Origin of the sequence: Microbacterium sp. UBA3486, from assembly GCF_002377845.1 — a bacterium.
Taxonomy (GTDB): domain Bacteria; phylum Actinomycetota; class Actinomycetes; order Actinomycetales; family Microbacteriaceae; genus Microbacterium; species Microbacterium maritypicum_A.
Map to the genome: position 1 here is coordinate 32742 of NZ_DFQP01000077.1, position 22574 is coordinate 55315.

Here is a 22574-nt window from a genome sequence, read left to right on the forward strand (position 1 = left end):
CGGTCATCGGTCATGCGCCGACCTCCACACGCTCAGCAGCACCGCGTTCCCGGGCGGCGCCTGCGAGCGCGGCCTCCACCCGGTCGATGTCCTCCGCAGAGCCCGAGGAGATGCGGATGCCCTCCCCGGCGAAGGCGCGCGCGATCACGCCGCCTCTCTGCAGGAGGCTCTCGAGCTCCGCGGTGCGGTCGGCGGACGGCACCCACACGAAGTTCGCCTGGGACCGGACGGCGGGCCATCCGGCCGCGACGAGCACGGCATGGAGACGGTCGCGCTGCACGACGACCTCGTCGATGCGCGTCGCGAGCTCGTCCTCGGCGTCCAGCGAGGCGAGTGCCGCGGTCTGCGCGAGGTCGGTCACGCCGAACGGCACGGCGACCTTGCGCTGGTTCTCCGCGACGGCGGCCGGGGCGATCGCATAGCCGATGCGCAGGCCCGCGAGCCCGTAGGCCTTCGAGAACGTGTGCAGCACCGCCACATGCGGGTGCCGCCGGAACAGCTCGATGCCGGCACCTCGACTCTCGGTGCGATCGAAGTGCACATAGGCCTCGTCGATCACCACGAGCACATCGTGCGGCACCGCGGCGACGAAGCTCTCGAGCTCGTCGGCGCCGACCACGGTGCCCGTCGGGTTGTTCGGGTTGCACACGAAGATCAGGCGGGTGCGCGGAGTGATCGCCGCGAGCATCGCGTCGAGGTCGTGTCCGTGGTCTGCGTCGAGCGGCACCGGGACGGGCGTGGCACCGGCGATGCGAACCAGGGACGGGTACGCCTCGAACGACCGCCACGCGAAGACCACCTCGTCACCATCGCCGGCGACCGCGTGGATGAGCTGAGCGGCGATCTCGACCGACCCCGCACCGACCGTGACCTCCGACGGATCGACGCCGTAGCGGTCGGCCAGCCGTTCGCGCAGGGCGGCGGCGCTCATGTCCGGGTAGCGGTGGATGCCGTCGAGGCGATCGCGCACGGCCGCGACGACCGAGGGCAGCGGCGGATGCGGGGACTCGTTCGAGGAGAGCTTCGAGGCACCGGCCGGGGCGGAGCGCCCCTGACGGTACGCGGGAACGGCGTCGAGTCCGGCGCGGGTGGGGAGGGGCATCGTCAGAGCGTCCTTGCTGTGATCCATGGGCGGCCCCCGAGCGGCACCGCCTGCTGTCGCGCAACAGTAGAACGGATCGCATCGACTGAGCAATCGGCGCACCGGAAGCTGCGCATCTCGCGCAACCGACCGGCACTCCTGGGGCGACGGTTAGTCAGATTGCACAGTCACGCTGTCGCGATCGCCGGCGCCGCGAGGCGGAAGCCGATGCCCACAGCGACGAGGTCCGCCTCGTACGCCCCGTGCCGTCGGGCACAGCGGGCAAGATCCACGTCGTGGCGGAACGCTCCGCCGCGCGTGATGTGCGGGTCGGCCGCCCAGTCCTCGACGGCAGGGACGTCGTCGGGCGCCCCCGGATACGGCGCGTACAGGGTCGAGGTCCATTCGTCGACGTTGCCCGCCATGTCGAGCACCCCGAACGGACTGGCGCCTTCGGGAAACGAACCGACGGGTGTCGTGGTGCCGAGTCCCAGGTCGAACAGGTTCGCCCGGCCCTGGACGTACTCGTCACCCCACGGGAACTCGCGGGTGTCGTCGCCGCGCGCCGCCCGCTCCCACTCGTCTTCGGTCGGCAGGCGGGCGTCCACACCGTGCTGCGAGCCGATCCAGGCGGCGTACGCGGTGGCCTCGTGCCACGAGACCCCGATCACCGGATGCTCGTCGATGCCGGAGAGGGCACGGGCGCCGGTCGCCTCCGCGAACGCCGTCCACTGCGCCACCGTCACCGGGGTGCGGGCGAGTCGGAACGCCGGGACGGCGACCGCCAGGCGCGGCGTCTCCTTCCGATACCAGGCGGGCGGAACACCGGTGGCGGCATACCGGACGGTGAGGGCGCCGATCTGATCGAGCGGCGTTCCCCGCTGCAGTGTCCCCGCCGGGATGTCGACCCACTCGATCTGCTGCACGGCCATGCCCGCTCCTCCGTCGAAACCGGTTTCCTTCCCAGCGTAGGAGCCCTGGCGGGAGCGCGGGCCGACCGTCAGCGCGCGATCGACACCTCGGCGGGATCGCTCACCGGCAGTCGGCACACGAACGCCCGGCAGTCGTAGGCGCGTTCCGTCGTCGCATCCTTGCCCTGGAACAGGGCGAATCCCGCATCCGCGAACGATCGCGCCTGCTCGGCGCTGACCACGGCGACCACCTCGGCGTCCGCACCGCTGCCCGCCACGGCCAGGGCGCTGTCACGTGCTTCGGTGACGACGACGAGCTGGCGAGGCGGAACGGCGAGTCCTGCGGCCACCCGCAGCAGCGTGCCGTGGGCGAACGGCTGCTCCCGAGAGCGCTCGGCGAGCGCGCGCACCGTCGAGACGGTCGCTTCGCGATATCGCTCCCCCGCCCCCAGCCACCAGGCCGTCAGGGCGGCACCGGCGACGGCCGCCGCGTCTGAGGGCAGGTCGCCATCGGTCTGATCAGGCGACGTCGCGATGCCCTGGGCCGACAGGAGCGGGTCGTCACCGGCCGCCCCCTCGAGAGCCTCGTCGAGGACGACGCGCGCCTCGACCGCCCACCCCGCGTCGCCCGTCGCCAGGGCGAGCGCGAACAGACCGTCGGCGAGCAGCCCGAGGTCGGCGGCGGTCGCGACCGCGGCGGATGCCCGCCCGTCGAGGGAAGCACGTACCAGGGCACCGTCGGCATCCCGGTTGATCCGCAGCACCTGTTCCGCAGCGGAGGTGGCCGCGTCGATCCAGCCCTGCTCCCCGAAGGCCGCCCCCGCCCGGGCGAGGGCGGCGATCGCGAGTCCGTTCCAACCGGTGATCACCTTCCCGTCGACCGCCGGCACCTCCAGACCCGCACGGTCGGCGAGGGCGCGGAGGTAGTAGCCACCCTCGTTGCGCACTCCGTCGATCGTCGACTCCGAGTCCTGCGCCGCGCCGAATCCCCCGCCGTCGCGCTGGAGCACGTCGATCAGGAAGGAGGCGATGCCCCGCACGGTCTGCTCGTCTCCCGCGTCGCGCGCGATCTCGAGCAGTTGCGCGTTGTCGGTCAGCATCCGCTCGTAGTGCGGCACGGTCCAGTCACGCTGTGTCGCGTAACGGAAGAATCCTCCATCGGCGTCGCGCAGGTCCGAACCCGCCATCGCCGCGAGTGCGCGTGCCGCCGCGGCCGCCGCCTCGGGAGCGCCTTCTCGCACGAGCGGATGCTGCAGGAATCGCAGCGTCGTGGCGACGGGGAACTTGGGCGCACCTCCGAAGCCGCCGAACTGCTGATCCTCGCGCTGCGCGATGGACACGGCCGCCGCGGCGATCGCCACCATGTCCGGCAGGTCGGATGGTGTGGATTCCGCCGCCCGGGCGAGCGCGTCGGTCACGGCATCCGCCGACTCCTCCGCCTGCGCACGACGCAGCGTCCACGCCTCCCGCACCGCCGCGAGCACGTCGCGGAATGCCGGCAGCGGCGGCCGGGCTTCCGGTGGCCAGTAGGTGCCGGCATAGAAGGTGCGCCCACGCGGTGTGGCGAACACGGTGAGCGGCCAGCCGAGGTTCTGCGTGAAGGCGGAGGCCGCGGCCATGTAGGCGCCGTCCACCTGCGGGTGCTCCTCACGGTCGACTTTGACGGCCACGAACCCGTCGTTGATGAGCGCGGCGGTGGCCGGGTCGGCGAACGACTCCCGAGCCATCACATGGCACCAGTGGCAGGTCGAGTAGCCGATCGAGATCAGGAGCGGCACATCCCGCCGCCGCGCCTCGTCGAATGCCTCCTCGCCCCACGGGTACCAGTCGACGGGGTTGTCGGCGTGCGCGCGGAGATACGGGCTGAGAGTGTCGGCGAGCCGATTGGTCATGCCTTCACGCTACGCCGCGCGGAGGGGGTGCGGTCAGCCGACGAGCAGCTCGATCGGACGCGATGCCGCGTACCCCACCAGCGGAAGGGCGCGCTCGGCAGCCAACGCGATGCGGGCCTCGAGCACCTCGGAGGCGATCTCGTAGCCGTCGAAGTCGGTGTTGCTCGCGTAGACGCCGAGCGGAAGGGTGAGCGCCTGGAAGAACGCGAACAGCGGACGCAGCTGGTGCTCGATGATCAGCGCGTGCTTCTCGCCGCCACCGGTCGCGGCGAGCAGCACCGGCTTGCCCACCAGGTCGTACTGGCCGACGAAATCGAACAGGTGCTTGAAGAGCCCCGTGAACGACGCCCGGTAGACGGGGCTGCCCACGATCAGCAGGTCGGCCGATTCGATCGCCTGCAGCTGCGCCTCGACCTCCGGCGGCAGCTGATCGCGCTGCAGCGCGCCGGCCAGTCCCGGACCGATCTGCGTCAGTTCGATGAGCTGCGACTCGACCTCGGCGCGCTCGGCGATGGCGGCGGTGATCGCGCGGACGAGGGCGGTCGTCTTGCTGGGCTCGTGCAGGGATCCCGACACGGCGACGACACGGAACGGAGCTGTCATGCCTCGACGGTACTCACGACGGCGCCCCGTGTCGCGCGATGCGACACGGGGCGTCATGTGAGCCCGAGGCTCCGTCCCACGGGAGCGGGGTCAGTTGACCTCGTCCGGGTGCGAGCCGACGCGGCCGGAGCCGTCGAGCGGGTCGAGGGCGTCGATCGCCGCGATCTCGGCGTCGGTCAGTTCGAAGCCGAAGACGTCGAGGTTCTCACGCAGCCGCTCGGCGCGCACCGACTTCGGGAACACGATGATGCCCTTCTGCAGGTGCCAGCGGAGCACCGCCTGTGCCGGGGTGACGCCGTGCGCTGCGGCGGCATCTGCCACCGCCGGGATGCCGAAGAGGTCGTACTTGCCCTGGCCGAGAGGACCCCACGCCTCGATACGGACGCCGTTCGCGTCGGCCCAGGCGACCTCTTCGCGGCGCTGGTACGCCGGGTGCAGCTCGATCTGGTTCACGGCCGGGACGACGCCGGTCTCCTTGACCGTGCGCTCCAGGTGCGGGACCAGGAAGTTCGAGACGCCGATGCTGCGGGTGAGACCCGCCTCGCGGAGCTCGATGAGCTTCGCGAACGCGTGCACATAGTCGTCCTTGGCCGGGGTCGGCCAGTGCACGAGGTAGAGGTCGACCTCGTCGAGTCCGAGCTTCTCGAGGCTCTCGCCGATGGCGGCGCGCGGCTCGTCGTCGTGGTGACGGTCGTTCCAGAGCTTCGTCGTGACGAACAGCTCGTCGCGCGGGATGCCGGAGGCGGCGATGGCGGCGCCGACGCCCTCTTCGTTGCCGTAGATGGCGGCGGTGTCGATGTGGCGGTAGCCGATCTCGAGCGCCTCGCTCACCGCCCGCTCGGTCTCTGCCGGCGGCACCTTGAAGACGCCGTAGCCGAGCTGCGGGATGGAGTTGCCGTCGTTCAGTTCGAGTGCAGGAATCGTCATGCCTCCAGCCTATGACCTGTGATGACAGGTCGGACCGGCCGGTGACGAAAGAAGTCAGTCGAGCCCGTCGAGCCCCTGCGACATGGCCTGGAAGGCCTCGACAGCGCGCTCCGCGGGACGAGCACCGTCGGGATCCGCCGCCCACTGTTCGAGACCGACGCGGATGGAGGCCGTCGCGACAGCGGCGAGCAGAGCCGCATCCCACACCGCGATCCCCCGCTCCCGGAGGATCGCTCGCAGTCGACGCTCGGAGTCGTCGTTGACGCGCAGCCAGACATCGCGCATCGCCGTGTCGTCGTCGAGGCCCCGGAGCACGCCGAGCATCGTGTCGAGTTCGAGCCCGTCGGATGACCGCTCCCCTGACCCGTCCTCGGCGAGCTGGGCGTGGATCACGGCGGGGATCCGCTCCCGCAGCGAAAGCTCCCCCACCTGCGCGAATGCCTCCTGCCAGCGCTGGGCGCCGACGCTGAGGATGGGCGTGATCGCGTCTTCCTTCCGGGCGAAGTACCGGTAGAACGTACGCACCGAGACACCCGCGCGCGCCGCGATCTGCTCGGCGGTGCCCCCCGCCACGCTCTGCTCGGCGAACAGCGCGGCGGCGGCCGCCGCGATGTCCCGCTCGGTCGCGGCCCGGCGGCGTTCGGTGAGGGTCGAGGTCTCCACCGTCACAGCGTACGGGAATAGGCGAACGCCGCGGCAGGTTGGGTCTATGTGGCACGTTCTGCCATAGAGGCATAGTCTGCCTACAACGGAACGTCGCCTCGCGACACCATCACCGCATCCACCACGACATTCACCACGAAAGGGAAGATCATGAACCGCTACGAAGGACGTCGGGCGCTCGTCACCGGCGGAGGGTCGGGCATCGGTCAGGCCACCGTGCTGCGCATGCTCCGCGAAGGCGGCAGCGTCGTCGCCGCCGACGTCAGCACCGCGGGTCTCGAAGACACGGTCTCCAAGGCCGGCGCACTCGCCGAACGCCTCACGACCGTCACGATGAACATCGCCGACGAAGCCTCCGTGGCTGCCGGCGTCGCCGAGGCCGTCGCTGCTCTGGGCGGACTCGACGTGCTCGTGAACGCCGCCGGAATCCTGCGCTCCTCGCACACCCACGAGACGACGCTCGCCCAGTTCGAGCAGGTCATCCGGATCAACCTGGTCGGCACGTTCCTCGTGATCCGCGCGGCGATCCCCGCACTGCTCGAAGGCTCGTCGTCCGCCGTGGTGAACTTCAGCTCGACCTCAGCCGGCTTCGCGCACCCCTACATGGCGGCCTACGCGGCCAGCAAGGGCGGCGTGCAGTCGATGACCCACGCGCTCGCCGCGGAATACGCGAAGAGCGGGATCCGCTTCACCGCGGTGCAGCCCGGGTCGATCTCGTCCGGCATGACCGACGGATCCGGCCAGAGCAACCAGAGCAACGGTCCGGGCCTGCCCGCCGACGCCGACATGAGCCTGTTCATGAAGCTCGCGCCCGCGATCGGTCAGGGTTTCGCCGGACCGGAGTCGGTCGCCGGCGTCGTGGCGATGCTCGCGAGCGAGGACGGTGCGTTCATCACCGGCACCGAGGTGCGCATCGACGGCGGCACGCACTTCTGAGAGGACCGGGTGGGGGCACCCGATCCGGTGCCCCCACCCGCGCACTCGTTCCTGAGCTCACTCGCCCGAGCGGATGGCCTTGACATCGTGCACCCGCACGATGTTCGTGCCGGTCGCGCTGCCGGCCCGATACGAGAACACCGACGGCGATCCCTCGCCCTGGAGCGTCGACGTCGCATCCGTCGCGGACACCTGCCACGCCGCCGGCTCGGGCTGGCCGTCGGCCCACACCTTGGCGCGGATGGTCGTCGACGGTGAACCCGACGTCTCCGTCGACAGGTGGAACATCGTCCCGGCACTCCAGGTCAGACCGGGGACCGCCGCGCTGGCGATCGCCGTCCCGTTGCGCTGGATCACCACCCAGACCGCCCCATCGGCGCGATGCCAGGCCAGGGCACGGAACCCGCTGTCGCCGGCGCGACGAGAACCCGCACCGACGTACGCCGTGCCGGACTCCGGACCGGCCGAGAGCGTGTACGACATCGTCGTGGCGGAATCCCGCGCCGATGCATCGTCCAGCAGCATCTCGCGCGTCTGCCCTGCGGCGAGGTCGATCACCCCGGCACCCTCTGCCACGGAGAGCGCGGTCGACTTGCCCTGCATCGGCGTCCACAGACCACCGACATCAGCGGTGCCCCAGCCGGAATCGACCGCGCGGTCGAACCCGTCCGATGCCACGACGACATCGGCGACGACGGGGGCCGTGACCACGACCTGCTTCTCGCTCGATGCCGACAGTCCACGACTGTCCGTCACCGTCACGCGCACCGTGTAGGTCCCCGCCGCCGTGTATCCGTGCGTCGCGGTCGCGCCCGTGGCCGTCGAACCGTCGCCGAAGTCCCAGGCGTAAGCGCTGATCGATGCCCCGCTGTCCGCGGACGAGCCCGACGCGTCGACCGCCACGCTCAGATCGGTCGACTGCGCCGTGAAGGCCGCCGTCGGAGCCTTCAGGCCCTTCCCCAGCTGGAAGTGCGACCGCACCTGGTCCGCGTTCAACGCGAACGGGTACACCGCGGCCTCATCCAGCGCACCCTTGAAGTAGTTCGACGAGGGAGCCGATGGCCAGCCCGCGAGGGCATCGCCCCCGATGCGGAGGTAGGCGGAGTCGGTCCTGGACGTCGTCACCGCAGGATCCGAGGCGACGAGCTCACCGTCGACGTAGAGCTTCATCCCCTCCGCGTTCTGCGAGACGACCGCGTGATGCCACGTTCCGTCGTTCAGCGCCTTGTCCCCTGCCACAGTGGCGCGCGTCTGGCCGGCGAAGACGCCGAAGGTCAGGGTGCCGCTGTTCGTCATGTAGAGCTGTCGGTCGACGGTCGCGGAGCTTCCCGTCTTGGCGGCTCCGGAGCCGATGAGCATGCCGCCGGTCTTCGTGGTCGTCTGGAACCAGATCTCCGAGGAGAAATCCTTCGACGCCGCCGCCTTGGCGTCGGACGACACCCGGCCGGCCGTGGTGCCGTTGAAGGCGGTCGATCCCGTGCCGCTGTTCTCGATGCCGGCCGACGAGACCGTGGCGCCCGACCCGCTCACCGGGGTGTTCGCGCCCGCCCAGTCCTTCGCGACGTTCCCCATCGGGTAGTACAGCGAGGGACCGTCCGCGAGGACCTTGGCCGTGTATGCAGAGACGGTCCCCGCGTTCGCCTTCGCGTTCACGCTCGCACTGGTCGCGATGTTCCCGGCGGCGTCCTTCGCGACCACGGTGTAGCTCTGCGTCGCGCCCGGCGTCGCCGTCGGGTCGTCGAGCGTGACCGTGGCGCGCTTCCACCAGGTGCCGTCCGCAGTCGTGCTCGCCACAGGTTCAGCGGTTCCGGCTCGGTACAGCTCGTAGGTGAGGGCCAGGTCATCCCGATCCCAGTTCGTCTGGATCGTCACGCGAGCGCGCCCGGGGACGGGCGATGTGCCCGCCGTGGGCTTCCAGTCCGCAGCGGCGACACGGGGACCGTCCTTGGCGCCGCCAGGCGGGTTCGTGGAGAACCGGACCAGTCCCTCGAACTGACCGCCGTTGACGGATCGGAACTCGCCGCCGATCGAGATCATGTCGCCCGCGCCCGTGATGGACAGGCCCGCCTGGCCGAGTCCGGTGGTGGTGCCCACCGACCAGTCCGGTGCCCACTGGTAGGGCGACGGCGCAGGGGTTCCCGCCCAGTTTGCGTACCCCGAGTAGGTGTTCGCGGAGAGGGTGCCGCGCGCATCGGCCGTGTACGCCTCGGCGTACTGGTAGACCGCCGGGTTCTTCTGCGGCTGCAGGCCCATCGTGTTGCAGGAGTGCATGTGGCTCGTCGTGTAGACAACTTTGCCGGTCGAGTACACGCCGTAGTGATCGCCGTGGCAATCCGCGATCCAGCGCACCGCTCCGGTTCCCGCCTCTGCGGCGAACGTGCCCTCGAGGTTGCCCCCGCCGGCCCAGCTCCACCCGGTGCCGTAGACCGAGTTCGCGTCGGTGGCGAGGGCGAAGATACCGGAGTTGCTGCTGCTCCCGCTGTTCTTCACGACCTGGGAGATGCCCCAGGAGGTGTCCGCTGCACCGGTGGATTTGTCCACAGCGGCCGAGCCACGGAGACTGCTGCCGTTGACCGTCGAGAAGCGCCCTCCGACGATGACGTTCGTGCCGGCCGGATCCATCACCAGGGCATCGACCTGGCGGTCGGCCTGGGGAGCCCAGCTCAGCAGCGCACCGTTCTTCTGGTCGAAGGCGGCGAGGTTCTTCCGGGCGACGCCGTTGGCCTGAGTGAACAGACCCCCGAGGTAGATGTTCGATCCGTCGGTGGTGATCGCGTACACGCCACTGCCGCCGATCGACGGCGCGAACTGCGGGACCAGCTCGCCGGTCTTCGCATCGAGTGCCGCGAAGTTCCACCGGTCCTTGCCGTTCACATTGTTGAAGGATCCGCCGATGTAGATGCGCGTGCCGTCGGGCGATGCCGCGACGGCCTTGATCACGCCGTTGACCTTCGGGGCGAACGACGACAGCGCGCCGGAGACGATGTCGTACGCCAGCACGTTCGAGCGTGCGGTGAGGGCCGTGCCGGGCGCGGCCTTCGGCTCACGCGCGTTGTCGAACTTGCCGACCGCGTACACGGTGGTGCCGATCGTGGTCTGTGCCCACACGTATCCGTTGTCGATCTGGACGGTCGGAATCGGATCCGACGTCACCACGTTCTCGTCGCGCTGCAGCTGCGGCGGCGTCGTCGGCGGCACGTCGGCTGCAGCAGCCGCCGTCGCTCCCACACCGGACAGACCCGCGATCAGCAGGCCGGCCGTCAGCATTGATGCGACGGCACCGCGTGCCCGTCGCCCGAAACTCGTGTTCCCCACCGTGACTCCCCAGTCGATGCCGTTCCGAACGCGCAGGCGTCATCCCCCGCGCACTCGACGACGTCGAGACGGCGAATGGATCGCCGCAACGCGGTGGTGTGAACTCCCCAGTTCGAAACTCCCCAGTCCGACCCGAGATCGGGGTCGGTCGCGAACGCCAGAAAGCGTCGCCGTTCCACGCTAGCACATCGTCTTCTCTGCCCTCGTCGTGGTCGGCGACGTGGTCGGCCCTATGGTCGGCGACGTGGTCGGCATCGACGGAGTCAGCTCCGGGGCACCGACGCCATCGCCGTCGCTCCCCGACCGACCAGGCGTTCGAGCGGTCCGCGGCCGAAGAACATCGACCAGAGCGTGGTCAGCAGGAGCAGACCGATCGCGGTCGCGGCCCAGAACGTGTTGCTGGTGAAGAACGACCCCGGTCCACCGACCAGCATGATCGAGAGCACATGCGCGCTGTATGCCGAGAGCGGCATGGAACCGAGCGCACCCAGCGGGAGCAGCGCCCAGCGCAGAGGTGTGCTCAGCAGCAGGCACAGGGCGATGACGACGAGGGCGAACCCGCCGGACCCGAGGATCTCGGCCGTACCTCCGCTGTGCGGATCGACGGCGAAGACCGCCGTGAGCACGGCACGGAGCGGGTCGGTCTCGGCGACCGCCTGCGGGTAGGCCTCCCACCCGGTGGGAGCCGTGCCCATGTCGACGAAGCCGGGGTCGATGATCGAGCTGCCCGACGAGATCTCCGTCCCCGAAGAGCCGTTCCCGATGCCACCGGTGAGGCCCGCAGCCTGTCCGATGCCGCCCAGGCCGTACCCGACCACCACGAGCGCGAATCCGACGCCGAGCGCGACCGCCGCGGTGCGCATCCGCTCGACGCGCAGGCGTCCGAGGGCCATGCCGGCCAGCACCAGTGACATCCAGACCGTGATCGGGTACGTGCCGTACAGCACGAACCCGATGCCGGAACCGTAGGGGTTCAGCATCACCGCGTTCAGGAACGCGAGCAGCGCCGGACCGAGGAGTGCGAGCACCGCCGCCCCCGTCAGCAGCTGCCAGGGCCTCCAGCGCAGGAACGGGATGACCGCGACGTAGAGCAGACCGTAGAGCGTGAGGATCACTGCGATCGGGGTGTTCAACATCTCGAGGGCCAGCCCGATCACGAAGATCACCGCGCCCCGGCCGATGAGGTTCAGGCGGATGCCGGGGATGCGCTCACGTTCGGGCAGCGCGCTGCGTCCCGTCATGAGGGCGATCGAGATGCCCGCGAGCACCGCGAACAGGATCGACGAGCGTCCATGCACCAGGTCGGTCCACGTCGACGGGTCGAACCAGTCGAACGGCTCGGTCTCGCCGATGTGCGCTCCGGCCATGCCGAGGATCGCCAGTCCTCGGGCGACGTCGAGCCCGAGGATGCGCGGAGGTCGTCCGAACTCGTGGAACCACCGGACGGGGGCGAGAGCAGTGATCACCCCCTGATCGTAGAGGCCGGCATCGGTGCGTGGATGACCGATCCCGGCATACGATGGAGGGCTATGTCTTCCCCCGTGATCTCCTATCCCCCGGAGCTGCCGGTCAGCGCCGCCAGGGCTGAGATCGCCGACGCCATCCGCGACCACCAGGTCGTGATCGTCGCCGGTGCGACCGGATCGGGAAAGACCACCCAGCTGCCGAAGATCGCCCTGGAACTCGGTCGGGAGCGCATCGCCCACACGCAACCGCGACGCCTCGCCGCCCGCACGATCGCCGAGCGCGTCGCCGAAGAGCTCCACGTCGAGCTGGGCACGCTCGTCGGATACAAGGTGCGGTTCACCGACAAGGTGTCGGACGTCACGCGCATCGCCCTGATGACCGACGGCATCCTGCTCAACGAGATCCACCGCGACCGGTTGCTCACCCGCTACGACACGATCATCATCGACGAGGCGCACGAGCGCTCCCTCAATGTCGACTTCCTGCTCGGCTACCTGTCCCGCATCCTCCCGGAGCGCCCCGACCTCAAGGTGATCATCACCTCGGCGACGATCGATCCGGAGAGCTTCGCCAAGCACTTCGCCGCTCCGGACGGCACCCCGGCACCGATCATCGAGGTCTCCGGCCGCACCTATCCGGTGGAGATCCGCTACCGCGGGCCGGTCGAGGATGCAGACGAAGAGGGCGCGCCAACCGAGCCGGAGGACGAGGTCTCGGCGATCGTCGCGGCCCTGCGCGAGCTCGACCGGGAAGCACCGGGCGATGTGCTCGTCTTCCTCCCCGGCGAGGCCGAGATCCGCGATGCCGCCGATGCCGTGCGCGGCGCCTACGCGAGCGACCGCGCCCCCACCGAGGTGCTGCCGCTGTTCGGACGGCTCTCCGCCGCCGACCAGCATCGGGTGTTCGAGCGCAGCCGGGTGGCCGGCGTGCGCCGCCGGGTGATCCTCGCCACGAACGTCGCCGAGACCAGCCTCACGGTGCCCGGCATCAAATATGTGATCGACACCGGCACCGCGCGTATCTCCCGGTACAGCAACCGGTCCAAGGTGCAGCGCCTGCCGATCGAGGCTGTCTCCCAGGCCTCGGCCAATCAGCGTTCGGGCCGTGCGGGCCGCACCAGCGACGGCATCGCGATCCGTCTCTACTCGGAAGAGGACTACGACAAGCGACCGGAGTACACCGAGCCCGAGATCCTGCGCACCTCGCTGGCCTCGGTCATCCTGCAGATGCTGTCGCTCGGATTCGGCGACATCACCGCGTTCCCCTTCCTCACCCCGCCCGACTCGCGGGGCGTGAAGGCCGCGTTCGACCTGCTCACCGAGCTCGGCGCCGTCGAGGCATCGCGCCGAGACGGTACCCCGCACCTCACCCGCACGGGTCGCGACATCTCCCGCATGCCGATCGATCCGCGGTTCGCGCGCATGCTGATCGAAGCAGGGAAGGCGGACTCCGGCGGCACCGTGACGCGTGACGTGCTCGCGATCGTCTCGGGCATGACCATCCAGGACGTGCGGGAGCGGCCGGAGGAGCGCCGGGACGAAGCCGACCGGATGCACGCGCGTTTCGTGGACCCGACCAGTGACTTCCTCACCCTGCTGAACCTCTGGAACCACCTGCGCGAGCAGCAGCGCGAGCTCGGCTCGAGCGCGTTCCGCCGCCTGTGCCGTTCCGAGCACCTCAACTACGTGCGGGTGCGCGAGTGGTTCGACGTGCATCGCCAGCTGCGCACGCTCGTGAAGACGCCCGACCGCCCCCGCGACGACCGGAGAGCGGGCGACGACGGCGGCACCAGCGATCCCGATGCCATCCACCGTGCACTGCTGTCGGGCCTGCTCTCGCAGATCGGCATCCTCGACGAGCGCACGGCCCCCGCAGGCAAGGCGCACTCCCCTGCGAAGGAACCGAAAGGCCGTCGCATCGCCGAGTACCGCGGGGCGCGCGGCATCCGCTTCTCGATCTTCCCCGGCTCCGGTCTGCGCAAGAAGAGTCCGCGTGCGGTGATCGCCGCCGAGATCGTCGAGACCTCCCGCACGTTCGCCCGCACGGTCGCCGCGATCGACCCCGCCTGGGCCGAGCCCCTCGCCGGCGACCTCGCCAAGCGTCAGGTCACCGAGCCGCACTGGTCGAAGGATGCCGGTGCTGCGGTCGCCTTCGAGAAGGTGACCCTGTTCGGCCTCGAGATCATCCCGCGTCGGCGCGTGCAGTTCGCCCGCGTCGACCGCGCCGCTTCACGCGAGCTGTTCGTGCGGCACGCTCTCGTCGAGGGCGAGTGGGATCCGACACGGATCGACAAGCGGGTGAGCGCGTTCTGGCGCAGCAACGCCGAACTGCGCAAGCGCCTCGAGAAGCTCGAGGAGCGCGAGCGTCGCCGCGACATCCTCGCCGGCGACGAAGCCGTGTTCCGCTTCTACGACGAGCGCATCCCCGCCGAGGTGTTCGACGTGCGGTCGTTCGAGAGCTGGTGGCGAGAGGCCATGGCGACGACGCCGAAGCTGCTCGTGATGCGCGAGAGCGACCTGATCGACGACGAGGAGCGTGCGGATCAGCGCGAGTTCCCGACCCGGTGGACCCAGGGCGACCAGGTGCTCGGCCTCGCGTATCGGTTCGAGCCGGGCGCCGACGACGACGGCGTGAGCGTGGTCGTGCCGCTGCCGCTCCTCGCGCAGATCGAGGACCGCGGCTTCGACTGGCAGGTTCCCGGCCTGCGTGCCGAGCTGGTGACGGGCCTGCTGCGCGCCCTCCCCAAGGCGATCCGTCGCCACGTGGTCCCCGCCGCCGACTGGGCCGAGAAGTTCGGTGCCGAGCTCGTCGAGGAGGGGCCGGAGTCGCACGGCGGCCTGCCTCCGCGCACGCTCAAGGAGGCGCTCGCCCGCCGCATCCAGCCCCTCGCGAACCAGCTGGTCTCCGCCGCCGACTTCGACGACGAGCGCGTGCCCCCGCACCTGCGCATGAACTTCCGCGCCGTCGACGAACGCGGCAGGATCGTCGGCTCCGGACGCGACCTGCGGGCGCTGCAGACCCAGCTCTCGGACCGCGCCCGCAGCAGCGTCGCCCGCTCGATCGCAGCTCCTCCCCGCTCCGGGGGGACGGGAGCGAGACGCGGCACCGAGCGCGGGGGGATCGAACGCATCGCGTCGGCACCGATCGAGCAGACCGGCCTCACGGCGTGGACGTTCGGCGAACTGCCCGAGGTGCTCGACACCCGCGTCGCCGGCGGCGTCGTGCGGGGGTACCCGGCCATCGTCGACCAGGGCAAGAGCGTGTCGGTGCGCGTCGAATCGACCCCGGATGCCGCGGCGGCCGCCACCCGCGACGGCGTGCTGCGCCTCGTTCTGCTGGGTGTGCCCTCGCCCTCCTCGTACGTGCAGGAGCACCTGACGAGCCAGGAGAAGCTCGCCCTCGCCGCCTCACCCTATCCGTCGGCCGCCGCCCTCATCGAGGACTCGCGTGCGGCGGTCGCCCGCACAGTCATCGAAGGCATCGTGCCGGATGGCATCGTGCGCGACGAGGCGGGTTTCGCCCGCGTGCGCGACGCGGTCTCCGCCGTCCTCGTCGACGAACTGTTCGCCTGCGTCTCCCTGGTCGCACGCATCCTCACGAAGTCACGCGACGTGGAGCGCGGCATCAAGTCGCAGAACTCGCTCGCCCTCCTCGGCCCGCTGAACGACATCCGCACCCAGTTGAGCGGACTGCTGCACCCCGGGTTCGTCTCCACCGCCGGTGTCGACCGCCTCGCGCACTTCCCCCGGTACCTGGAGGGGATGCTCGACCGGTTGAAGACCCTGTCCAGCGAGCCCGGCAAGGACCGTGCACGCCTGACCGAGTACGAGCGGATGGCGAAGGCCTTCGAAGACGCCGGTGGCACGATCCCGCTCGCGGCCGACGCCTCGCCGGCGCTCGTGGAGGTGCGCTGGCTGCTCGAGGAGTACCGCGTCAGCGTGTTCGCGCAGCGTCTGGGCACCGCGCAGCCGGTGTCGCCGCAGCGCATCATGAAGGTGCTGTCCGGGCGCTGAGCCGCGACCGCCACTCTCGGCGCGGGTAGCCTGAACGCATGGCTCGCGCGATCGTGTACACCGAAATCGGCTCCCCCGCTGTCCTGCATCTGATCGAGATCCCCGACCCCGTGGCGGGCCGCGGCGAGGTCGTGGTCCGCATCGAGGCGGCGGGGGCGAACCCGATCGATGCGAAGCTGCGCGGCGGCAAGCGCCCGTCGCCGCCGATCACCGAACCGCGTCCGGTCGGCTTCGACGGTGCCGGTGTCGTCGAAGCACTCGGCGAAGGCGTCGACGACTTCGCGGTCGGCGACCGGGTGGCGATCCGCGATGGGCACGGCACCTACGCTTCGGCGCTCGCCGTCCCGACCGGGAACCTCGCGAAGCTCCCCGACTCCGTGACCACCGCAGAGGGCGCGGGCATCGGCATCCCCGCCGGAACCGCCTACCAGGCGCTGCGCTCGCTCGGGGTGACCGAGGGCGACGTGCTGCTCGTGCACGGAGGCTCCGGAGCCGTCGGACAGGCAGCCGTGCAGTTCGCCGTCGCCTGGGGCGCGACCGTGATCGCGACCGGAAGCCCCGCCCGTCACGACCAGCTGCGCGAGCTCGGCGCCATCCCGGTGGCCTACGGCGACGGCCTGCTCGACCGGGTCCGTGAGGCGGCTCCGTCCGCCGTCACGGTGGTGCTCGATTGCGCGGGCACCGACGAGGCGATCGAGACCTCGCTCGCGCTGGTGTCCGACCGCGACCGCATCGCCACGATCGTGCGGGGTCCGGATGCTGCGTCCTTCGGCATCCGCGCCTTCTCCGGTGGATCGCCGGTGCCGCTGACCGACCAGGAACTCGCCTGGCGCGCCGAGGCGCTGTCCGAGACGATCGCACTCCTGGACACCGGCGACTTCACGATCGAGCTCGGACCGCAGCTGCCGCTCGCCGAAGCGGCGCAGGCCCATGAGCTCATGGAATCCGGCGCCGCCTCGGGCAAGATCATCCTGCTGCCATAGCGCGGGGCTCCGGGTCAGGCCGGCGCCACCGGCCGTCCGATCGACAGCATCAGCCGGTTCGCCCAGTTGAAGAACGCGGCACCGTGGATCACGTCGGCGACCTCCAGATCGTCGAGCCCTGCCGCGCGCAGCCGCCCGATCTCCTCCTCGCCGAATGCGCTGGGGGTATCGGTGAGCGCGACGGATGCCGCGACGATCGCGTTCCACCGCTCGCCCAGGTCCGCATCGACGCCCTCGTCGAGCAGCAGGTCGACGTCGTCGACGCGCTTGCTGTGGTGTGCGGCGAACCGCGAGTGCACCGACGCGCAGAACACGCAGCCGTTGCGGCGGGATGCCGCAGTGGCCGCCAGCTCGCGGTCGGCACGCGGGAGCCCCTCGGCCGCGTTGTAGAAGATGTCCTTGTCGACGAGGGTCCGCGCCCTGAGCACCTCGGGATCGCGGGCGAGCAGTCGGAAGTAGTCGTTCTTCGCCCGCGCGGCGTCGACGAGACCGTCGTGGTGCCGCGCCGTCAGCTCCTCCTCCGCGAGGGGTTCCAGGTGCGGGACCCAGCCGACCTCCCCGCGGGTGAAGGCGTGCGGGTGCGGAGCGTCGTCGTGACGGAGCACGGTCTGTTCGATGGTCATGCGGCTTCCTCTTCCTCGGAGACGGCGGTATCGGGAGCGGTCGCCAGCCCCGCGGCCCCGAGCACGCGGAGTCCGGTGACGACGCGCTGCTGGAAGGCGAGGAACGACACCAGCTGCGACAGCGTCACGATCCCGTCGGTCGACCACCCGGCGTCGAGCAGCCGCCCGAGGTCGGCTCCCGAGGCCTCGCGGGGCCGGAACACGAGCAGGTGCGTGTGTGCGAGGGCCGCGGCGAGGCGCTCACCGATGACCGCGGTGACCGCGTCGGAGGGGACGTACCGCTCCCCCTCCGTGTTCTCCTCCTGCAGCCCCAGCTCGGTGTACGCGCCGAAGGGTCCGCTGACGGCCGCGCCGGCGGCCTCGGTGAGCACGACGCTCGCGGTCTCCGGATCCGCGTCCTGTGCGCGGTCGGCATAGAACACCGCGGTCGCGTCATCCGCTCCGGCGAGCCCCGTCGCGAAGGCGGCGACGAGCTCGCGCTCCGCCTGCGAGACGTGTTCGACCGTGACCGGTCGGAAGAGTGCGTCGAAGCTCGCCTGCAACTGCTCTCGGGTGACCGGCCGGCGACGGCGCAGCGCATCCAGCTCCGGCGTCACCTCCACGATGCGGTCCACGATGTCGTCGGTCATGCGTTCTCCTTGATGGTGAGGGTGTCTGGGGCGGAAGGGCTGAGTGCGTAGCCGAGGGCCGGCGCGACCTCATCGGCGAAGAGGGCGATGGATCGCAGCACGTGCTCGTGCGGGGCGTCGACCGAGTGCACCTGGAAGGCCACCTCGGTCGCGCGGGCGAGAGTGGTGTCGGCGGCGAGCGACTCTGCCACTTCCTCGGGCGTGCCGAGGTGCGTGTCGAGAGCGGCGATCAACTCGTCGATGCTGTCTCCGGGGATGGTCTGCCCCTGTCGGCGGAAGCCCTCCGCCGCCCGGCGCAGCCCGACCTCGGCGAACCGCAGCGCTTCGGCGCGGTCGTCCGCGACGAACACGGTCCGCGACGCGGTGATCCTCGGCTCCACCCCGGCCGGAAGCGCCTCGAGGTACGCGTCGATGATCGGATCCTGCAGTTCGGAGAGCGGTGCGTGCTGTCGGTCGGCGCGGCGAGGCTGCGTGCGCGAGAGCAGTAGTCCGTGCCCGTGCACCCCGGCGCGGTGCCCACCGGGCGCCGAGAAGGTGGCCTGCCAGATGCGGTCGGCGAGATCTCCGGCATCCGGGTAGAGCGTGTTGCCCGCCCCGATGTCGCGACCCGCCAGCCCGTCGAGCAGCGTGCGCAGCTTGCGGTCGTAGGTCGGTGCCTTGTCGCGCACGTCCTCCCCGAAGGGCACGAACGACGACGGTGTCCCGCCGCTGCCGAGTCCCAGATCCACGCGCCCCCCGGAGAGCAGATCAGCGACTACGGCATCTTCGGCCACCCGCACCGGATCCTCCAGCGGCAGGGTGATGACCCCGGTTCCGAGCCGGATGCCGCGGGTCACGGCGGCCACGTGGGCGAGGAACACCAGAGGGGACGGCAGCCCGCCCTCGGCCGCGTGGAAGTGGTGTTGGGCGACCCAGGCCCTCCCGATCCCGTGCCGCTCGGCCTGCTGGATCTGCGCGGTCGCGAGCGCATACCTTTCGACAGGTGCAGCGTCGTCGAGCAGGCGGGTGAAGAAGGCGACGGTGGGTGCGGTGGTCATACGACGGTCTCCGTTCGTCCGGGGACAGCGGCGAGCAGCTCCCGGGTGTAGTCGTGCTGCGGGTCGCGGAAGAGTTCCTCCGTCTGCCCTTCCTCGACGATCCGGCCACGACGCATCACCGAGACCGTGTGGCTGATCCTGCGCACCACCGCGAGGTCGTGCGAGATGAACAGGTACGTGAGCCCGAGCTCGGACTGCAGCGAGGTGAGCAGCTCGAGGATGCGCGCCTGCACGGTCACGTCCAGTGCCGACACCGCCTCGTCGAGCACCACGACCTCCGGATCGATCGCGAGCGCCCTGGCGATCGCGACGCGCTGTCGCTGGCCACCCGAGAGCTCGCGCGGAGTGCGCCTCGCGACGTCGGCCGGGAGCGAGACCCGGTCGAGGAGGGCCAGCGCCCGCTCTCGGCGCTCGGCGCTCGATCCGACGCGGAAGTTCTGCAGCGGCTCCGCCACGATGTCGATGATGTGCTGACGAGGATCCAACGAGGCGAACGGGTTCTGGTAGACGAGTTGCACGCGTCGGCGCAGCGCGCGCAGCTGTTCGCGCTTCGCGTGGGTCACGTCTTCGCCGTCGACCTCGATCGTGCCGGCGTCGGGCTGATGGAAGCGCGTGACCAGCCGCGCCGTGGTCGTCTTGCCTGACCCGGACTCCCCGACGAGAGCGTGAGTGGTGCCCCGACGCACGCGGAACGAGACGTCGTCGACCGCGCGGAAGCGCTCGCGCCCCGCGACGCGGAACTCCTTCACGAGCCCCTCGGCCACGATCGCATAGGGGTTCTCCGCGGCGACGGCCGCCGCGTCCCGCAGGAACGGCGGCGCCTCCGGGCGGCGGAATCCGGTCGTGAATGCAGGAGCATCGGCGAGCAGCTGCCGCGTGTACGGGTCGGACGGCGCAGCGAGCACCGCTGCGCTCGGGCCCTGCTCCACGATCCGGCCGTCTTTGAGCACGACCAGCCTTTCCGCGCGATCGGCGGCCACACCGAGGTCGTGGGTCACGAGCAGGATGCTGGTGCCCTCCTCACGTTGCAGCTCGTCGAGCAGGTCGAGCACCTTGCGCTGCACCGTGGCATCGAGGGCGCTGGTCGGTTCGTCCGCGATCAGCAGGCGCGGCTGCAGGGCGATCGCGGTCGCGATCAGCACGCGCTGCCGCATACCGCCGGAGAGCTCGTGCGGGTACTGGCGCGCCCGCAGGTCCGGATCGTCGATGCCGACGCGGTCGAGCAGCTCGATCGCACGCGCGCGACGCGAACGCCGGTCCCGGTGTCCGTGCAGGCGCAGGATCTCCTCGACCTGCGCGCCGATCGTACGCACCGGATCGAGCGAGGTCGTGGGGTCCTGCGGCACGAGGCCGATCTCCGCGCCGCGGATGCCCCGAAGCGCGCGATCGGTCCATCCGGAGATGTCGAGGTCTCCGAGTGCCACGGTCCCGCCATCGACCGTCCCGCCGGCCGGAAGCAGACCGAGGAGCGCATGAGCGGTCGTGGACTTGCCCGATCCCGACTCGCCGACGAGCGCGAGGGTCTCGCCCTCCTCGATCTCGAACGAGATGCCGTGCACGACTTCGCGACCCCCGTAGGAGATCCGCAGATCCGTCGCAGCCAGAACGCTCATCGCGTCCCCCTTCCGATGCGGTGGCTGATGCGGTTGGCGCTGAGCACGACCGCGACGACGACGAGACCGGGAAGTGCCGTGAGCCACCAGGCGGTCCCCACGTAGTTGCGTCCTTCGGCGATCAGCAGCCCCCATTCCGGGGTGGGCGGCGGGGCGCCGTAGCCGAGGAAGCCGAGAGTCGAGATCGCCAGGATCGCGGTGCCGAACTGCAGCGCAGCGAGCGCCACGATGGGTGTGAGCGAATTGGGCAGCACATGCCGACGCAGCACCGCGAAGAAGGTGGCGCCGCTGCCGAAGGCCGCCTCGACGTACTCGGTGCGCCGCACGCGGGCGACCTCGGCGCGCATCAGCCGGGCGAAGGCGGCGACGCTGCCGAGACCGACCGCGATGGCGGCATTGACGGTGCCGAATCCGAGCAGGATGATGACCGACAGCGACAGCAGGAGCCCGGGGATCGCGAGGAGCACGTCGACGACGCGCATGAGCACGTCATCGACCACACCGCCCACGGCCCCGGCGATCGCGCCCAGCACCGTGCCGAGCGCGAGGCCGACCGTGACCGCGATCAGCGCGCCGGAGAGCGAATGCACCGCGCCATGGACGACGCGTCCGAACAGGTCGCGTCCGAGGGTGTCGGTTCCGAACCAGTGGGCGGCGCTCGGCGGCAGCAGCTTGTCGGCCGGTACGCCGGTGAGAGGGTCGCCGGGGGCGAACACCCCGGGGATGACTGCCCAGAGCACGGCGAGCGCCACGACGGCGAGCGCCAGATACAGACCCCAGGCGCGGCCGCGCAGACGACCACGCCGCCGAGGTGCCGGCGCTTGCTCCTGAGGGATCGGTGCCGGCACGGCTCCGGGCTCGAGACTCGTCTCGGCGATCACGGGAGCGGTCATGAAGACACCTCCTGAGGTGCGGGCTTCGAGGCGGCGAACGCGGCGGATGGGCGGGAGCGCGTGAGCGTCCGCTGGCGCGGGTCGATGAGCGGGGTGACGAGGTCGACCGCGAAGCTGATGACCACGAAACCGAGAGCCGAGAGCAGCACGACGCCCTGCAGCACCGGGATGTCCTGGTTCGCGACGGCCTGCTCCGTGAGCCTGCCCACTCCCGTGCGACCGAACACGGTCTCGGTCACGACCGCTCCCCCGACGAGCTCTCCGAACAGCACGCCGGCGATGGTCAACGTCGGCACCGCGGCGTTGCGGGCGACCGAACGCGTGAGCACCCACAGCGGCGGCGCGCCCTTCGCGCGCACCACCGTGACGAACGGCTGCGCCTGCACCTGATCGATCGCCCGGACCAGCACCTGCGCCAAGGGCGCCGAGATCGGCACCGCGAGGGTCAGCACGGGGAGGATGAGCCCGCTCGCCGGGTCGGCCCCGACGATCGGCACCCAGCCGAGTCCGAACGAGAACACCTGGATGAGCAGGATGCCCAGCCAGAACACCGGCACGGCGACGAAGAGTCCGGGGATCTGGCGCAGACCATCACGCAGCCAGGCGAACGGCGCGAGGGACGAGAGCCCCGCGATCAGGACCGCCAGCAGCAGCGCGACGAGGAGTCCGAGCGACGCGAGCAGCAGTGTCGCCGGCAGCGCCTCGGCGAGCATCGCCAGCACCGGCGTGCCGAACTGCGTCGAGAATCCGAAGTCCCCGGCGAGGAAGCCGAGCCCTGCGTGCACGTACTGCTGCCACCAGGGCAGGTCGGCACCGTACGTGGCGCGGATGCTGTCGAGCTGATCCGGCGACAGCCCGAGGCTGGGGTCGGAGAACTTGATCAGGATCGCATCGCCCGGCAACAGCTGCAGCAGGAAGAAGGTGGCCGTGAAGGCCGCGATCAGAACGATCGCGGCCTGCCCGGCTCGTCGGAGGACGAAATTCATCG

At 70.6% G+C, this 22574-nt stretch carries 17 protein-coding genes; 3 read left to right on the forward strand and 14 right to left on the reverse strand.

The annotated features are described in order from the left end of the window. Window positions 1-10: 10 nt before the first annotated feature. From hisC to B2869_RS11495, 6 genes are all read right to left on the reverse strand, one after another. Window positions 11-1102 (reverse strand): histidinol-phosphate transaminase, encoded by a 1092-nt coding sequence (hisC, locus tag B2869_RS11470; protein ID WP_292766563.1) that lies wholly within the window; start codon window positions 1100-1102, stop codon window positions 11-13. A 167-nt stretch (window positions 1103-1269) separates the two neighbouring features. Further along, the gene (locus tag B2869_RS11475) at window positions 1270-2013 is read right to left on the reverse strand and encodes a formylglycine-generating enzyme family protein (protein ID WP_292766566.1); all 744 of its coding nucleotides are present in this window, start codon (window positions 2011-2013) and stop codon (window positions 1270-1272) included. Window positions 2014-2081: 68 nt separating this feature from the next. Next, window positions 2082-3884: a thioredoxin domain-containing protein gene (locus B2869_RS11480; RefSeq protein ID WP_292766569.1), complete on the reverse strand. Its 1803-nt coding sequence runs from the start codon at window positions 3882-3884 to the stop codon at window positions 2082-2084. A 33-nt stretch (window positions 3885-3917) separates the two neighbouring features. Continuing rightward, window positions 3918-4487: an FMN reductase gene (gene msuE, locus B2869_RS11485; protein ID WP_029259601.1), complete on the reverse strand. Its 570-nt coding sequence runs from the start codon at window positions 4485-4487 to the stop codon at window positions 3918-3920. Between the two features lie 90 nt (window positions 4488-4577). Then, window positions 4578-5414, reverse strand: a complete 837-nt coding sequence (locus tag B2869_RS11490) for an aldo/keto reductase (RefSeq protein WP_029267081.1) — start codon at window positions 5412-5414, stop codon at window positions 4578-4580. Window positions 5415-5468: 54 nt separating this feature from the next. Beyond that, the gene (locus B2869_RS11495; protein ID WP_292766576.1) at window positions 5469-6077 is read right to left on the reverse strand and encodes a TetR/AcrR family transcriptional regulator; all 609 of its coding nucleotides are present in this window, start codon (window positions 6075-6077) and stop codon (window positions 5469-5471) included. A gap of 150 nt (window positions 6078-6227) precedes the next feature. On the opposite strand from B2869_RS11495, the gene B2869_RS11500 reads away from it, so the two are divergent. Further along, complete coding sequence (locus B2869_RS11500) at window positions 6228-7013, forward strand: SDR family NAD(P)-dependent oxidoreductase (protein WP_292766578.1); 786 nt, start codon at window positions 6228-6230, stop codon at window positions 7011-7013. A gap of 57 nt (window positions 7014-7070) precedes the next feature. On the opposite strand, the gene B2869_RS11505 is transcribed toward B2869_RS11500, so the two are convergent. Together B2869_RS11505 and B2869_RS11510 are read right to left on the reverse strand one after the other, a co-directional pair. Further along, the gene (locus tag B2869_RS11505; protein ID WP_292766581.1) at window positions 7071-10280 is read right to left on the reverse strand and encodes a LamG-like jellyroll fold domain-containing protein; all 3210 of its coding nucleotides are present in this window, start codon (window positions 10278-10280) and stop codon (window positions 7071-7073) included. Window positions 10281-10591: 311 nt separating this feature from the next. After that, window positions 10592-11794: a heparan-alpha-glucosaminide N-acetyltransferase domain-containing protein gene (locus tag B2869_RS11510; RefSeq protein ID WP_292766584.1), complete on the reverse strand. Its 1203-nt coding sequence runs from the start codon at window positions 11792-11794 to the stop codon at window positions 10592-10594. 63 nt (window positions 11795-11857) lie between these two features. Between B2869_RS11510 and hrpA the strand changes: the two genes are divergently transcribed. Both hrpA and B2869_RS11520 read left to right on the forward strand, forming a co-directional pair. Beyond that, complete coding sequence (gene hrpA / locus B2869_RS11515; protein WP_292766587.1) at window positions 11858-15808, forward strand: ATP-dependent RNA helicase HrpA; 3951 nt, start codon at window positions 11858-11860, stop codon at window positions 15806-15808. Window positions 15809-15846: 38 nt separating this feature from the next. Continuing rightward, window positions 15847-16791 (forward strand): quinone oxidoreductase family protein, encoded by a 945-nt coding sequence (locus tag B2869_RS11520; RefSeq protein ID WP_292766590.1) that lies wholly within the window; start codon window positions 15847-15849, stop codon window positions 16789-16791. Window positions 16792-16805: 14 nt separating this feature from the next. Here the strand turns inward: B2869_RS11520 and B2869_RS11525 are convergent, their stop codons facing one another. Genes B2869_RS11525 through B2869_RS11550 form a run of 6 tightly spaced genes read right to left on the reverse strand, consistent with a single transcriptional unit; the run spans window position 16806 to window position 22572 of the window. Continuing rightward, complete coding sequence (locus tag B2869_RS11525) at window positions 16806-17414, reverse strand: alkylhydroperoxidase domain protein (RefSeq protein WP_292766593.1); 609 nt, start codon at window positions 17412-17414, stop codon at window positions 16806-16808. Then, window positions 17411-18043 carry a CMD domain protein gene (locus B2869_RS11530; protein ID WP_292766596.1) on the reverse strand — a complete coding sequence of 211 codons (633 nt, stop codon included), beginning with the start codon at window positions 18041-18043 and terminating at the stop codon, window positions 17411-17413. The genes B2869_RS11525 and B2869_RS11530 overlap by 4 nt, the downstream gene beginning before the upstream one ends. Continuing rightward, on the reverse strand, window positions 18040-19080 hold the full coding sequence (locus tag B2869_RS11535; protein WP_292766599.1) for a putative FMN-dependent luciferase-like monooxygenase: 1041 nt from the start codon (window positions 19078-19080) through the stop codon (window positions 18040-18042). The genes B2869_RS11530 and B2869_RS11535 overlap by 4 nt, the downstream gene beginning before the upstream one ends. Continuing rightward, complete coding sequence (locus B2869_RS11540) at window positions 19077-20693, reverse strand: dipeptide ABC transporter ATP-binding protein (RefSeq protein ID WP_292766602.1); 1617 nt, start codon at window positions 20691-20693, stop codon at window positions 19077-19079. The genes B2869_RS11535 and B2869_RS11540 overlap by 4 nt, the downstream gene beginning before the upstream one ends. Then, a complete protein-coding gene (locus B2869_RS11545) occupies window positions 20690-21586 on the reverse strand; it encodes an ABC transporter permease (protein ID WP_292766605.1) in 897 nt (298 codons plus the stop codon). Before B2869_RS11545 ends, B2869_RS11540 begins: the two co-directional genes overlap by 4 nt. After that, complete coding sequence (locus tag B2869_RS11550; RefSeq protein WP_292766607.1) at window positions 21583-22572, reverse strand: ABC transporter permease; 990 nt, start codon at window positions 22570-22572, stop codon at window positions 21583-21585. Before B2869_RS11550 ends, B2869_RS11545 begins: the two co-directional genes overlap by 4 nt. Window positions 22573-22574: the final 2 nt, after the last annotated feature.